Below are 14164 nucleotides of genomic sequence, written 5' to 3'. Positions count from 1 at the left end.
GGGGTTGTTTACGCACAGTGCTCCCAATAGGTGGCACATACGATTTCAGTATATAGCAGATGAGCTCACGATTCATGAGAGATGCTCTCCTGATACACGGGAGATGATCTCCCGATACGCAAGAGGTGACCTCCCGATGTGCGGGAAGTCACCTCTGCTATTTTAGATGATGGTTATAGGCCGTTTTTGTGCCTTATTCCGTCACGGGCCGCACGGAGGAGCTACCAGCCCGAAAGGCAGTGCCCAGCGGGGTCACGGAGTGCAAGTTGAAGAGCAGGAAGCAACCGAGTTGCACGTCGCACGGAACGGCCGACCAATACCAACCGTTGCTCTTCACGCTGCCGAGCGAACCGTTCATGTAGTTGCGAAAGCCCGAAGCGGGGAAATAGATCATGGCGTTCTTGCTGGCGTTGGTCCAGAAGTTCCAACCAAAGTTGGCCGTAAAGTTGCTGGCTTTTTTCGCACCCTGCACGTTGAACTCGGTCGCATTGTAGGCATTCAGTCCTGTAGTGGTGAACCGCGTGAAGACGTTATTGGCAGGTAGCTTAAAACCCACAGGGCTGGGGTCATAAACGGTTTTGACCACAGGAAGGTCGTTACCGCTGTTATAAACCTGCGTGGTGGTATTATTGGCCGACCATAGGTTATAATAAGTGTAACCTGTAGGAGGAGTGCTGCTCCAGGAAGAACCGAAGATGTAGAAGCTACCGGGATGCTGAATACCCTTGGTGATGGACATGTTGTCGCCATCATTATTCTTGAACAGCTGACCGGCAGGATAGAGGGTGGGCTCCGTGTTTCCGATCAATCCGCCGGGGAAGGCATCCTTACGACCCCACTGGTAGAACGTGTTATAACCCGTTTTTGTGCTGTAGGGATTCTGCGTGATGGTGAACTCTGCCTGCTTCTTGGGACCGCCCAACTGCTCTACGCGTACCTTCACGCTCCGCGGTTGCTGATAGACAGTACCATGCCAAGAGGTGTATTTCCAACCCAGGTTTTCAGTGCTGAACTTATAGGTGTGAGAGCCGCTGTAGTTGACCACGGGGATGGGGTCGAGCACGTAGTCGGGCGCGAACCATAGGTGCCAAGACCATACGATGGTATTGCCTTTCTTGACCGCCACCACGGCATTGCCGCTTTTGATGTCGGCCGCTTTTACCTCGAACCGGAGGTAACCATCACCTGCGGCATCGTGATCGATAGCGAGGTTCTGCACCAAGTCTTTCTCGTCTTCCCAAACGATCTGAGCACCATCGATGCCGTTGTTGGCTCCGCCGTTCGTCTGTTCAATCCACGGGTTGGTGATGTCAGCTCCGGCGTGGTCCTTGAACTTCTTCAGCACATAGGTAATGTTAGGGTCGGTGCTGCTGCCGTTATAGGTGTAAGACGCTGTATTGGTCGTTCCGTTGGTGATGGCGTTGCCATACACCAAGGGCAGTTTGTAGAAGCCCGGGTGAGAGATGACATAGCAGTTGGCCGTGCTGCGCGCAGCACGGGTGTTGCCCTTGATGTCGTGCATCGAGAGGTCGTAATAGACAGAGGAAGTGCCTTTGGGGCCAAGTTTAAGGGCGTCGTTGCGCTCTTTGAGCAGGTCTTTAAGGCTGACTGCCTCTAACGTGGCCTGACCCTGCTCCTCAGCCACGGGGCCGAAGTTGGTGCCGCCCTCGGTCTTGTTTAATCCCTTGAACCAGTGGCCGGCAGGGATCGTCGTCACCCACGTCAGTCCGCCATCGAAGCTATACTCCTTTACCCGCCAGGGGATCGACTGCTGAGTGCCGTCGGGCGCGATGCGGGCGCTGGTAATGCCGTAGGTACCGCTCTTGTTTTTGTTGTAAGCTGCCGCAGCGGGAAGCTTCGTCACGGTGATGTCGTAGGTCCAGTCGCTCGAGGTTTGACTCAGCTTGTAGCGCTTCGTCGTTCCGGGTTTCCATTTTCCTCCGGTGAAGTTCAGCGTGATAGTGTTGGGAGCTGTGCTGCCGGAGTGTGTGCTTTCCAGCGTAATGACAATAGAGACGCCGGCCAGGCTCTGCGGTATCATATAAAAGGTGTAGTTGTCGCCTGTGTTACCCATCAGCACCGTGTTGGGGGCTTTGTTCACATCGATGGGCGAGGCGGAGAGGTCAAGGGCGAAGTCTTTCCTCTCGGTCAGGCTGCCGTCATCCCAGCTACCGTCCATGTTCTTGTCGGCAGGCAGGGTGTAGACACCCTTGCTATAGGCATTCTTGATCTCTACCTTGGTGATGCGTTTGTTCCACGAGAGGTTTTGGCCCACGGCAAATTGCACGGCCGTGAGGGCATGTCGGAACTCAAGGCTCGTGTTGGGGGCTTGGTGGCGTGTGGTATACTCCACTTCGCCCGAACAAGCCGTCATCAGGTCGACCTGGTCTTTGACGTTCTGCTTTACCTGGAAGGTCACTTGGGGTGCACCGGCATGGGTGCCGTCGGTCATGGCGATGCCATTAGCTGTGGTGGCTTCAGGAAAAACGGAATAGAAGCGGGCATAGCGTTGCGTCCAGATCCAGTACAGCGGTGTGACGAGGCTGCCGGTGGCGTTGGTGGGTCGGTTGTCGAACCATTCGGGCTTGCCTTGGGTGTCGCCTTGGGTGTTGCTGCGGCAGGCCGACGAGGTGAAGCGGGCGTCGATGGCCGTCTTGACATTGCCGCGTGTGCCGGGCGTGGGCAGCACGGGGGTGACGCCCTCAAGGGTGGTCTCTACGATGCAAGCATCGGTCAGGCCTTTGACGGTGTGGCGGCGCGGTGCGAGGTCTGCTAAGGTGAGGCCCTCTGTGCTCAGACGCGCGGCGATGGCGGCACGCGTGGCGGGAGCATTCTGCGGCTGGGACAGTCGGTTTTCCTGCGCGGTGCTTACATCGAAGGAGACGGTGGCACCGAGATCGCCTACCTCTTGTTGGTTACTGATATTGTCGTCGGCACAGGAGCCGATGGACAGACAGGCGATGCCGGCCAGCATGGCGGCGAGGCATCGATGAAGAATGGAATAGGAATGTTTCATTGTTATTATTCTTTATTGGAGTAGCGCGCTTTGCTCTAAGACATCTCACCGCTACACGGTTGTGATCGACGGTGATGATCCGCGGTTGTTAGCGGAGAGGGCGTGAAGCGACGACTTTACTACTTACTACTTTAGTACCTTTACTACTTACTACTTTACTACTTACTTCTCAATGGTCTCCTCTTCCCAGAGCCATCCGCTCCAGGGTTTGGCACCGGCCACTTCCTCTTCGTCGGGGTCTAAGGGTTTGACACCGATGTTACCGGTGCCGCCCCCTCCGGGCTGCACCTGGGGACTGGCGGCCAGGAGGCCGAACTCCTGTTGCAAACAAATGATTTGAATTTGGGGCGAGCAGTAGGCTCGACCGCTGACTTGATTTCTTCTCATAACACAATGAAAATTTATAGATAAAACATATAGGGAAAATGCGATTCATTCTTCTTTCATCACCGCGAGCAGCGGGCACGAAAAGAGAAGCAAAGGGAACTCCGAAGAGCCCTTTGCTAATAGAGGTTGTGCTCGCTTCGCGCGCGCGTAAGAAAAAGTAAAAAAATGTTGCGCTACCAATAGGTGCGAACATTGTGTGTGTGTGTGTGTGTGTGTGTGTGTGTGTGTAAGGTAGCGAATTCTTGCAACACTACCAAACAATGGGCGTTAAAAGATGCAGAAAAGTTCGCCCTTTTCTGCTCCGCTGTGATACCTGTATGGAGATGCACGTTACACATTATATAATATATCCTTTGCGATATGACCTCAAACACGGCGGCAAAGATAGCACAATCTTCTGAAATGACCAAATGTACGGGGAGAAATGGGGATGAAGGCGTAGAGAGAAAGGAGCGGAAACACGGATACAGGCGTTATAAAATCTGGCGTGACGAGGGAGAACTCAAATATATTTTGTACATTTGCAGGGTAAAGCTCAACGGCTCAATGGACAACAGACAAGCAACACTCGAATTAGGGACAAACCCGGTGGGACAACTGCTGATGCAGTATGCCATCCCGGCCATCATTGCCATGACGGCTGCCTCCTTATATAATATGGTGGACAGTATCTTCATTGGACAGGGCGTGGGGGCAATGGCTATTTCGGGTTTGGCCATTACCTTTCCGTTTATGAATATGTCTACGGCATTCGGTGCGGGTATCGGTGTGGGCGCATCGACGTTGCTTTCTGTCAAATTGGGACAGAAAGATTACGCTGCCGCACAGCACATCTTGGGTAATACGTTGGTGTTGAACACACTGATAGGCGTGGCGTTTACCTTGGTGAGTTTGGTTTTCCTCGACCCGATACTGCGTTTCTTCGGTGCAAGCGACCAAACTTTGCCTTTCGCACGCGATTATATGGAGATTATCCTGCTGGGCAATGTCGTGTCGCATCTCTACTTCGGGATGAATGCGCTGCTGAGGGCAGCGAGCAAACCGAAGTTGGCGATGTATATGACGATGTTTACCGTGGTGCTGAACGCCATACTCGACCCTATCTTTATTTGGCCGTTCGGCCTCGGCATACGTGGTGCTGCCTATGCAACGGTGCTTTCACAGTTGGTGGCATTGGTATGGCAGTTGAAGATTTTTAGCAATCAAAACGAGTTGATTCATCTGAGGCGGGGCATCTATCGGTTGAGAGGTGCGCTGGTGAAGAATATCATCGGCATCGGTATGTCGCCTTTCTCGATGAATGTGTGTGCCTGTTTCGTGGTGATTATCATCAATACGAGTTTGGTTCGATATGGTGGCGACATGGCAGTGGGAGCTTTTGGAGTGGCTAACCGCATTGCTTTCATCTTCATCATGGTGACCATCGGTGTGAATCAAGGTATGCAGCCTATTGCAGGCTATAATTACGGTGCGTTGAAGTTCGATCGTATGCTGCGGGTACTCAAGTATGCAACGATTGCCGGAACGTGTATCACGACGGCGGGATTTGTGGTGGGAGAGTTTTTTCCTTATTTCTGTGTCCGGCTATTCACATCGGACGAGACTTTGATCGCATTGTCGATTCGGGGTATGCAAATCATGATGGTGTCTTATCCCATTGTAGGTTACCAAATGGTAATAGCCAATTTTTTTCAGAGCATCGGCAAGGCGCAGGTGAGTGTTTTTCTGTCGCTCTCTCGTCAGTTGCTGTTTCTCATTCCGATGCTACTGATTTTGCCGCGCGAGTTTGGTGCAGATGGCGTGTGGGCCTCGATGCCCGCGGCCGATGTTGTTTCGGCTTTTGTGGCAGCAGCGATGATGTTTGCGTATATGCGGAAATTTAAAAATCAAGATAGACAACAGGCAGATGGAGACAGGGAATATCATCATTAACGTGGGGCGGCAGTTGGGCAGCGGCGGAAGGACGATTGCCAAGATGTTGGCACAGAACTTCGGATATCGGTTCTACGATCGTGAGATTCTCAATCTGGCGGCTCGGGAAAGTGGGTTCAGCGAGCGTTTCTTCGAGCAGAACGACGAGCAGAAGATGTTTGGTCGGTCGTTTCTTAATTATCATCTGCCGTTGATGGGCGACCATCATTTCTACAGCAACAACAACTTTTCGCAGGAGCGTTTGTTTCAGTTTCAGAGCGACGCCATCCGTAAGGCAGCCCTTGAGAGCAACTGCGTTTTTGTGGGGCGGTGTGCCGACTATGTGTTGCGTGATTTTCCTCGGGTGGTCAACCTTTTTATAACGGCCGATCGACAGGAACGAATCGACCGCGTGTGCGAGCGTAGAGGGTGTGATCGGGAAAAGGGAGCGGCTCTTATTGTCGAGGTAGAAGAACGGCGTGCTGCGTATTACAATTATTATACGGGAAAACGATGGGGTCAGGCTGCTTCCTATCATCTCTGTGTCGACTCGTCTATTCTCGGAATGGAAGGCACGGCCGAGTTGCTGGGCGATTTCATTCGTCGTCGGTTTCAGCAACCATGACCTCTCTGCAAATTCTCTATCACAATGAAACGCATCGGCATCATCAGCGACACCCACGGTTATTGGGACGAGAAATATCGACATTACTTCGGTGTGTGCGACGAGATATGGCACGCCGGAGACATCGGAAGTCTTGAGGTGGCCGAGCGTTTGGCCGAGATCTGCCCCTTGAGAGCCGTCTACGGAAACATCGACGGGGGCGACCTGCGGCGGATGTTCACCGAGCGGTTACGTTTCAAATGCGAAGAAGTGGACGTGCTGATGACGCACATCGGCGGCTATCCCGGGAACTACGACCCGCGCATCCGCGGACAGATCTACGCCTCTCCGCCGCAGCTCTTTATCTCCGGGCACTCGCACATTCTCAAGGTGAAATATGATAAGACTCTGAATCTGCTTCACATCAATCCCGGTGCGGCCGGGATGCAGGGTTGGCAGAAGGAGCGGACCCTTGTGCGGCTCATCATCGAGGGCAACAGATTCGCCGACTGCGAAGTGATCACCCTATCCGATAGAAAAAATCATTAACAAAAAATAGAAAAAGCATGAAGACCTATTTAGTAACAGGAGCCGCCGGATTCATTGGTGCCAACTACATCAAGTATTTGCTCAATGAGAAGTACAGGAATGAAGACCTCCGCGTCATTGTGCTCGACCTGCTCACCTACGCCGGCAACCTCGGCACCATTAAAGCCGACATCGACGAGAGTCGCTGCCTCTTTGTACGGGGCGACATTCGCGACCGCGAATTGGTGGACCGACTTTTTGCTGAGCACGACATCAACTATGTGGTGAACTTCGCTGCCGAGAGTCACGTGGACCGCAGCATCGAAGATCCACAACTCTTTCTCTCGGTGAACATTCTCGGTACGCAGAACCTGCTTGACGCCGCCCGGCGTGCCTGGACAACGGGCAAGGGCGAGGACGGCTACCCCACGTGGAAGGCCGGCAAGCGATACCACCAGGTGTCTACCGACGAGGTATACGGTTCGCTCGGCGAGACGGGCTACTTCACCGAGCAGACTCCGCTCTGTCCCCACAGTCCCTACAGTGCCTCGAAAGCCTCGGCCGACATGATTGTCATGGCCTATCACGACACCTACCACATGCCGACGAGCATCACCCGCTGTTCCAACAACTACGGTCCCTATCATTTCCCCGAGAAGCTCATCCCGCTTGTCATCAACAACATCCTCGCCGGTCGGCCGATACCCGTCTACGGCAAAGGCGATAACATCCGCGACTGGCTCTACGTAGAAGATCACTGCAAGGCCATCGACCTGGTGGTGCGTCGTGGTGTCGAGGGCGAAGTCTACAACGTAGGCGGGCATAACGAGATGAAGAACATCGACATCGTGAAGCTCACCCTCCAGACCATCCGCCAGATGATGACCGAAGACCCTTCTCTGCGTCGCATACTCAAGAAGCAGGAGCGCAACGCGCAGGGCGAGATCTCGATCGACTGGATGGACGAACGGCTCATCACCTACGTCTCCGACCGCCTGGGCCACGACCAACGCTACGGCATCGACCCCACCAAGATCAGTCGCGAACTGGGTTGGCTGCCCGAAACCCGTTTTGCCGACGGCATCGTCAAGACGATCCGTTGGAACCTGGAGAACCAGCAGTGGATTTCGGAAGTCACCAGCGGCGACTATCAGAAGTATTACGAAGAGATGTACGGCGGACGTTAGTCCCTCCTGTACGGCAGCCACTTCTTCGGGTGCATGAAAAAATCATTGACCTCCCCTCCTCGCACACCATACAAGGAGACGCCAAGAGGTCAATGATTTTCTGTGTCGTCGTCGACACCGGTTCTGCAGCGTGCAGAACGGCCGCTGGCACTCAGGGAAGCTTCTGAACATTTCAGAACGGCCGCTGGCACCTAGGGAAGCTTTCTGAACATTTCAGAACGGCTGCTGGCACCCAGGGAAGCTTTCTGAACATTTCAGAACGGCCGCTGGCACCCAGGGAAGCTTTCTGAACATTTCAGAACGGCCGCTGGCACCCAGGGAAGCTTCTGAACATTTCAGAACGGCCGCTGACACCCAGGGAAGCTTTCTGAACATTTCAGAACGGCTGCTGGCACTCAGGGAAGCTTTCTGAAAAGTTCAGAACCGATATATAAAAAGAACAATAGACGGCAAGACATTCGTCTTCACTCCCTTTCACTCCCTTTCACTCCTTCACTCCTTCACTCCTAAAAGAACATTCGTCTTCACTCCCTTTCACTCCTAAAAGAAAATGCTCCTGATCAACCTCCCTCGTATTCTCGATCCCCGCGGCAACCTCACCGTTGCGCAGGCACAAGAACAAGTGCCCTTCGACATCCGGCGAGTCTACTGGGTGTACGACGTCCCGGCTGGAGAAAGCCGTGGCGGACATGCCCACAAACGCTGTCGAGAACTGATTGTCGCCGTGAGCGGCAGCTTTCATGTCACGCTCGACAACGGAACAGAACGGAAAACCTTCCTGCTCAATCACCCCTACCAAGGACTGCTCGTGGAGACAGACACCTGGCGCACCCTCGACGACTTCTCCTCCGGAGCCGTAGGCCTCGTTCTGGCCTCCGAACCCTTCGACGAAGAAGATTATATCCGCAACTACGCCGACTTCTTCACCTACATCGGATGTTCGAAATAACACGATACACGGCCAGTGAACGAGAGCGGTGGAATGACTTTGTGCAGCGATCGAAGAACAGCACATTCCTTCTCGAACGCGATTATATGGACTATCATGCCCACCGATTTGCAGATGCCTCGCTCCTTGTGTGGCGCAAAAGCCGACTGGCTGCTCTGCTTCCCCTGAGTCGGGGCGAGGGCGGGGCGGTGATCTCGCACGGCGGACTCACCTACGGCGGGCTCGTTCTCGACCAACGGGCAACGGCCACCGACGTCTGTCACATCTTCCGCTGTGTGAACGATTTTTTGCGCGCAGAAGGTTTTTCACACGTAGTCTACAAACCCACGCCCTGGATCTATCACCGGCTCCCGGCCGAGGAAGATCTCTACGCTCTCACCGCCGTTTGTGGGGCTCAGCTCGTTCGGCGTGAACTCTCGGCCACCATCGCACAGAGGAACCGAATCCGCTTGGCCGAATCGCGTCGGTCGGGTCTAAGGAAAGCCCGAGCCGCCGGTCTTCGGGTGGAAGAATCTACCGATTATGCCACGTTTTGGCATCTCCTCTGTCGCCATCTCGAAAGCCGATACGGCACACAGCCCGTGCATTCGCTCGAAGAAATCTCACGCCTTGCCGCTGCCTTTCCCACCCGCATCAGGCTCTACATCGTCTATCAGGGCGAGACGGCACTCGGCGGAACCGTTGTCTACGAAACGCCACAGACCGCTCACACGCAATATATATCGGCCTCGGCGGAAGGACGACAGATGGGTGCGCTCGACCTGCTTTTTCACCATCTTCTCGACCAGGTCTACACCGCTACGCCTTACTTCGATTTTGGCACCTCTACGGCTGAAACCGAATACGGCTTCAACGCCTCGCTCCTCTTTCAGAAAGAAGGATTCGGCGGGCGAGGTATCTGTTACGACACCTACGAATGGCGGCTCTCATCCCCGCCACCTTGTTGCGTATGATAAAATATCTGGATCTGCAAAAAATCAATGCCCGACACGAAGAGGAACTTCATCGAGCGGCCAATCGAGTGATCTCCGGCGGCTGGTATCTGCAAGGCAGCGAAACCGCCGCCTTCGAAGAAGAATATGCCCGCTACCTTTCCGTGCGCCACTGCATCACATGCGCCAACGGACTCGATGCGCTCACGCTCATCCTCCGCGCCTATATCGAACTGGGCGAGATGCACGCGGGCGACGAGATTCTCGTTCCGGCCAATACCTACATCGCTTCGATTCTGGCCATCAGTGAAAACGGACTTACGCCCGTGCTCGTCGAGCCCCGAATCGACACCTTTCAGATAGATCCGGAGCGGATGGAGGAGAAAATAACGAGTCGCACACGCGGCGTGATGCTCGTTCACCTCTACGGTCGGTGTGCCTATAACGACCAGATCTGCGCCCTTCTTCGCCGGTACGACCACCTCCAACTCATCGAAGACAACGCTCAGGCGCACGGCTGCACCTGGCAACATCGCCGAACAGGTGGCTTGGGTGATGTTGCTGCTCACAGTTTCTACCCCGGGAAGAACCTCGGAGCCTTGGGCGATGCCGGAGCCGTCACCACCAATCGTGTCGAGCTGGCCGAGGTTGTCAGAGCGTTGGGCAACTACGGTTCGAATCGGAAATACGTCTTCGACTTCATCGGGCGAAACAGCCGAATCGATGAAATACAAGCCGCTCTGTTGCGGGTTAAACTCAACTATCTCGATGCCGACAATCGGCGCAGGCAAGCGATTGCATCAAAATATATAGCCCATATCTGCAATCCCAAGCTCACCGTGCCGACTGTCGATTATCTTTCCAATAATGTTTTTCATATCTTCCCCCTGCTCTGCCGCCATCGCGACTATCTTCAAACCTATCTGCTCGAGAGGGGCATTCAGACTTTGATTCATTATCCCATTCCGCCGCATCGGCAGCGGTGTTACGCTCATTGGAATGAGCTTTCGCTTCCCATCACCGAGCAGATTCACTGTCAGGAACTCAGTCTGCCGTTACATCCGGCCTTGACAGATGATGAGGTGGACTACATCATCGCCGCTCTCAACGACTATGAGTAATTCGGCCAGACAAATTCCGGCAATGCAAACAGCCATGGCGGTTTGGACCAAGTGAACTCAGACAGTGCAATCGTACCGGTACGACGACGAAAAACGAATCATGTAGAGGGGAGAGTTAAGGCTGAAAAGACAGTCTAAAGGCGCATCCCGACTTCCAATGGCTGCATCCGTAGGCCGATTTTCCTTTGATGATGGTTCCCTGATGGCATACGGGGCAAACCTGCCCTAAGATACTGTCGTTGGCAGGAAGACACCGTGGAGAGGAGGCGGTCGGTGATTGTTTCTTAGAAGACTTTGTGGTGGATGTTGCAGCAGAGGTCTTCTTTCTTGCTATTTTCTTTTTCAGGTCTTCCTCGGTGGTAACAGTGATGTGCCGGTTGCTGTTGTCGCGCAATACCTCGTTCACAATCTCCGTAATCTGCTCCTTGAGCCCATCGATAAATTGCGATGCATCGTATTTCTTATGCTCGATGTCGCGCAGCTTTTTCTCCCAAATACCTGTCAACTCACAGCTTTTGAGCAACTCTTCACGAATGATTCCAATCAGTTCGATGCCCGTCGGAGTGGCCAACAGATTCTTCCGTTCGCGCCGGATATAATGCCGCTTGAAGAGGGTCTCGATGATTCCCGCACGCGACGAAGGTCGGCCGATACCGTTTTCTTTCAGTGCGCTGCGCAATTCTTCGTCTTCCACAAACTTTCCTGCTGTTTCCATGGCCCGCAATAGAGTGGCTTCTGTGTAATATTTCGGCGGGGAGGTCCACTTCTCGGCCAACGTTGGCACATGCACTCCCTTTTCGCCCTTGACGAAGGTGGGCAGCGTGCGCTCTTCGGTGGTATTTTTGGCGTTCTCCTCGTCGGTCGGGTCGGTATCCTTTGCAAGAATCACGCGCCATCCTGGGTCGATGATTTCCTTACCGGTAGCCTTCAGTTCCACCTCTTCCACCCGTCCTGTAACGGTTGTTGTGGAGAATTGGCAGTCGGGATAAAAAGCCGCGATGAACCGACGAACCACGAGGTCGTAGACATTTCTTTCCATGTTCGACAGACTCTGAGCGGGTACGCCGGTGGGGATAATGGCGTGGTGGTCGGTGACTTTCGACGAGTCGAAAAACTTTTTACTTTTACTCAACTTCTTCCCGGCAAGCGGTTGCGTGAAAGACTCATACCCCCGCAGGCCGGCTAAGATAAGCGGACATTTCGGATAGATGTCATCGCTAAGAAATTGCGTATCTACACGCGGATAGGTGGTGAATTTCCGCTCGTAAAGACTTTGGATAAGATGGAGAGTGGTCTCGGCAGAATAGCTGAACTTTTTGTTACACTCCACTTGCAACGAAGTCAGGTCGAACAAATGCGACGGGGCTTCTGTTCCTTTCTTCTTACTGACCTCCATCACCTCAAAATCTTTCTCGGCAATCGTTGAAAAGGCTTTTTCTCCCTCTTCCTTACTGGTGAATCGACCCTTTATGGCCGTGAACAACGTGTCGCGATAAAGGGTGGAAAGAACCCAGTAGGCTTCTGGCTTAAAATTGTCGATTTCCTGCTGACGGTTGACAATAAGGGCGAGCGTAGGTGTTTGGACACGCCCGATGCTCAACACCTGTCGGTTTTGTCCATATTTGAGGGTATACAGACGCGTGGCATTCATCCCGAGAATCCAGTCGCCGATGGCACGGCTCAATCCTGCTAAATAAAGAGATTGATAATCTTGTTGGTCTTTCAAGTTATCGAAGCCCTGTTTGATGGCTTCCTCGGTGAGCGACGAAATCCAAAGTCTTTTTACCGGACATTTGGCTTGTGCTTTCTGCATCACCCATCGTTGAATCAATTCTCCCTCCTGTCCGGCATCACCGCAGTTGATAATTTCGTCGGCGTTCTGCATCAATCGTTCGATGACGCCGAACTGCTTGACAATACCCTTGTCCTCAATGAGTTTGATTCCGAATCGTTGTGGAATCATCGGAAGAGCTGCCAAGCTCCACCGTTTCCAGTTTTCGGTATAGTCGTTGGGTTCTTTCAGTGTGCAGAGATGGCCGAATGTCCATGTAACCTGGTATCCATTGCCTTCCATATATCCGTCGCGGGCGGTAGTGGCCCCGATTACCGAGGCAATGTCTCTTGCTACACTAGGTTTTTCGGCTATGCAAACTTTCATTTCTACACTTGTTTATTATGGGTGCAAACTTACGAAAAAATACCCATTTACCCTTATCCGCATGCGAAAAGAGTGCTCCTTTAGCTCTTGATGAGACATAAAATAATCCCTCAAAAGCGTGTTGTTTCGCTTTTGAGGGAAGGTTCATTTTGCAATGGCTGATTTTGTGCTCTGAGATGATTTAGAACTTTGCCATTTTGATAGCTACGATGGCACATTCATCGCCTTTATTTCCGTATTTCCCGCCGCAACGGTCGAGGGCTTGTTGCTGGTCGTTGGTGGTGAGGAGCCCGTAGATAACTGGGATTTCACTATTCGAATTGAGTTGTGCAATACCGTAAGTCACTCCTTGGCAAATATAGTCGAAGTGTGGCGTTTCTCCGCGAATGACGCAACCTAAGATGATAACGGCATCGTAACCGCCGTTGAGCACCATTTGATGAGCTCCATAAACCAATTCGAAACTGCCCGGAACTGTTTTTACGTGTATGTTTTCGGGAAGAGTTCCGTGCTTTTCCAGCGTCTGAACTGCGCCTTCGAGCAGTCTGCCTGTCACTTCAGGATTCCATTCGGAGACTACGATTCCGAAGCACATGTTGCTTGCATCGGGAATTTTTGTCAGGTCGTATTCCGAAAGGTTGTGTAATGCTGTTGCCATTATTTTGTAGAAGCGCGTTCGATGTATTTGTCAATCTCTGATCGCTGTACGAGGGGCGAGTTGACATATTTTTTCTTGATGTCTTGGTAGAGATTGAGGGCCTCTTCTTTTTTGTTTTGCGACTCAAGGATTTCGCCTGCTTGAAGCAGGAAGAGGGGCGAGAGACTATTGTTGGTTCCGTCTTCTGCTTTACTATCTGCCAGTTTGGCAGCTTTTTTGAGGAAGTCAACAGCTTTGTCGAGTTGATTGAGGTGTGCATAGGCATTGCCCAGAGCGGCCACTGCGGCCGGGCTCACCATGGCATCTGCCGATGGCGAATAGGCATCGAGAAATTTCTGAGCGGCTTCCCATCGGTTGAGGTTGGCGTTGCACAGACCGGCGTAGAGGTTGGCCAGATTGGCTGCGTTGGTTCCGCCGAAGTCGTCGGCAATCTTTGCGAATCCTGCATAACCAGCTCCATCTCCGTTGAGAGCTTTATCGAATTGTTCCTGATTAAAGTATTCCTGTCCTTTTGCCAGGGCTGTGCTGGCTTTTTCTTCCCGTGGTGCGGCGATAAGCGATTTGTAGAGGAAGATGCCGGCAATGACGAGCACGATGACCGCCACGGCAGTGAGGATGAGTTTCTTGTTCTTGAAGAAAAATGCCTCAGAAGTCTGTAGCATTTCGTTGGCGTCGAGTGCGCCTGGGTTGTTTTTGTTTGCCATTATATTAAA

12 protein-coding genes are annotated in these 14164 nt (G+C 52.9%); 7 read left to right on the top strand and 5 right to left on the bottom strand.

Going from position 1 to position 14164, the window contains the following annotated elements; translation table 11 throughout:
• Positions 1-193: 193 nt before the first annotated feature.
• Both J5A66_RS06505 and J5A66_RS06500 read right to left on the bottom strand, forming a co-directional pair.
• The gene (locus J5A66_RS06505; protein ID WP_211789859.1) at positions 194-3016 is read right to left on the bottom strand and encodes a fimbrillin family protein; all 2823 of its coding nucleotides are present in this window, start codon (positions 3014-3016) and stop codon (positions 194-196) included.
• A gap of 162 nt (positions 3017-3178) precedes the next feature.
• A complete protein-coding gene (locus J5A66_RS06500; protein WP_211789858.1) occupies positions 3179-3403 on the bottom strand; it encodes a hypothetical protein in 225 nt (74 codons plus the stop codon).
• Positions 3404-3949: 546 nt separating this feature from the next.
• On the opposite strand from J5A66_RS06500, the gene J5A66_RS06495 reads away from it, so the two are divergent.
• From J5A66_RS06495 to J5A66_RS06465, 7 genes are all read left to right on the top strand, one after another.
• Positions 3950-5335: an MATE family efflux transporter gene (locus J5A66_RS06495; RefSeq protein WP_211789857.1), complete on the top strand. Its 1386-nt coding sequence runs from the start codon at positions 3950-3952 to the stop codon at positions 5333-5335.
• The gene (locus J5A66_RS06490) at positions 5310-5939 is read left to right on the top strand and encodes an AAA family ATPase (RefSeq protein ID WP_211789856.1); all 630 of its coding nucleotides are present in this window, start codon (positions 5310-5312) and stop codon (positions 5937-5939) included. Before J5A66_RS06495 ends, J5A66_RS06490 begins: the two co-directional genes overlap by 26 nt.
• Positions 5940-5963: 24 nt before the next feature.
• On the top strand, positions 5964-6467 hold the full coding sequence (locus J5A66_RS06485) for a metallophosphoesterase (protein ID WP_211789855.1): 504 nt from the start codon (positions 5964-5966) through the stop codon (positions 6465-6467).
• A gap of 17 nt (positions 6468-6484) precedes the next feature.
• A complete protein-coding gene (rfbB, locus tag J5A66_RS06480) occupies positions 6485-7633 on the top strand; it encodes a dTDP-glucose 4,6-dehydratase (RefSeq protein ID WP_211789854.1) in 1149 nt (382 codons plus the stop codon).
• A 550-nt stretch (positions 7634-8183) separates the two neighbouring features.
• Complete coding sequence (locus J5A66_RS06475; RefSeq protein ID WP_211789853.1) at positions 8184-8582, top strand: FdtA/QdtA family cupin domain-containing protein; 399 nt, start codon at positions 8184-8186, stop codon at positions 8580-8582.
• Positions 8570-9535: a GNAT family N-acetyltransferase gene (locus J5A66_RS06470; RefSeq protein ID WP_211789852.1), complete on the top strand. Its 966-nt coding sequence runs from the start codon at positions 8570-8572 to the stop codon at positions 9533-9535. Before J5A66_RS06475 ends, J5A66_RS06470 begins: the two co-directional genes overlap by 13 nt.
• A complete protein-coding gene (locus J5A66_RS06465) occupies positions 9532-10635 on the top strand; it encodes a DegT/DnrJ/EryC1/StrS aminotransferase family protein (protein WP_211791453.1) in 1104 nt (367 codons plus the stop codon). Before J5A66_RS06470 ends, J5A66_RS06465 begins: the two co-directional genes overlap by 4 nt.
• Before the next feature lie 115 nt (positions 10636-10750).
• Here the strand turns inward: J5A66_RS06465 and J5A66_RS06460 are convergent, their stop codons facing one another.
• From J5A66_RS06460 to J5A66_RS06450, 3 genes are all read right to left on the bottom strand, one after another.
• On the bottom strand, positions 10751-12793 hold the full coding sequence (locus J5A66_RS06460) for a DNA topoisomerase 3 (RefSeq protein ID WP_211789851.1): 2043 nt from the start codon (positions 12791-12793) through the stop codon (positions 10751-10753).
• A gap of 181 nt (positions 12794-12974) precedes the next feature.
• Complete coding sequence (gene ribH, locus J5A66_RS06455) at positions 12975-13451, bottom strand: 6,7-dimethyl-8-ribityllumazine synthase (RefSeq protein ID WP_211789850.1); 477 nt, start codon at positions 13449-13451, stop codon at positions 12975-12977.
• A complete protein-coding gene (locus tag J5A66_RS06450; protein ID WP_211789849.1) occupies positions 13451-14155 on the bottom strand; it encodes a tetratricopeptide repeat protein in 705 nt (234 codons plus the stop codon). The genes ribH and J5A66_RS06450 overlap by 1 nt, the downstream gene beginning before the upstream one ends.
• Between the last annotated feature and the right edge of the window lie 9 nt (positions 14156-14164).

Origin of the sequence: Prevotella sp. oral taxon 475 (genome assembly GCF_018127805.1) — a bacterium.
GTDB lineage: Bacteria > Bacteroidota > Bacteroidia > Bacteroidales > Bacteroidaceae > Prevotella.
The sequence above is the reverse complement of the archived record's forward strand: the minus strand, read 5'-3'. Positions and strand labels throughout refer to the sequence as shown.

Bases quoted from the DNA above. Each gene is read 5' to 3' on its own strand.
- J5A66_RS06460 (WP_211789851.1), bottom strand. From the start codon at position 12,793: ATGAAAGTTTGCATAGCCGAAAAACCTAGTGTAGCAAGAGACATTGCC.
- J5A66_RS06500 (WP_211789858.1), bottom strand. From the start codon at position 3,403: ATGAGAAGAAATCAAGTCAGCGGTCGAGCCTACTGCTCGCCCCAAATT.
- J5A66_RS06495 (WP_211789857.1), top strand. From the start codon at position 3,950: ATGGACAACAGACAAGCAACACTCGAATTAGGGACAAACCCGGTGGGA.
- J5A66_RS06485 (WP_211789855.1), top strand. From the start codon at position 5,964: ATGAAACGCATCGGCATCATCAGCGACACCCACGGTTATTGGGACGAG.
- J5A66_RS06475 (WP_211789853.1), top strand. From the start codon at position 8,184: ATGCTCCTGATCAACCTCCCTCGTATTCTCGATCCCCGCGGCAACCTC.
- J5A66_RS06470 (WP_211789852.1), top strand. From the start codon at position 8,570: ATGTTCGAAATAACACGATACACGGCCAGTGAACGAGAGCGGTGGAAT.
- ribH (WP_211789850.1), bottom strand. From the start codon at position 13,451: ATGGCAACAGCATTACACAACCTTTCGGAATACGACCTGACAAAAATT.
- J5A66_RS06465 (WP_211791453.1), top strand. From the start codon at position 9,532: ATGATAAAATATCTGGATCTGCAAAAAATCAATGCCCGACACGAAGAG.
- J5A66_RS06505 (WP_211789859.1), bottom strand. From the start codon at position 3,016: ATGAAACATTCCTATTCCATTCTTCATCGATGCCTCGCCGCCATGCTG.
- J5A66_RS06450 (WP_211789849.1), bottom strand. From the start codon at position 14,155: ATGGCAAACAAAAACAACCCAGGCGCACTCGACGCCAACGAAATGCTA.
- J5A66_RS06490 (WP_211789856.1), top strand. From the start codon at position 5,310: ATGGAGACAGGGAATATCATCATTAACGTGGGGCGGCAGTTGGGCAGC.
- rfbB (WP_211789854.1), top strand. From the start codon at position 6,485: ATGAAGACCTATTTAGTAACAGGAGCCGCCGGATTCATTGGTGCCAAC.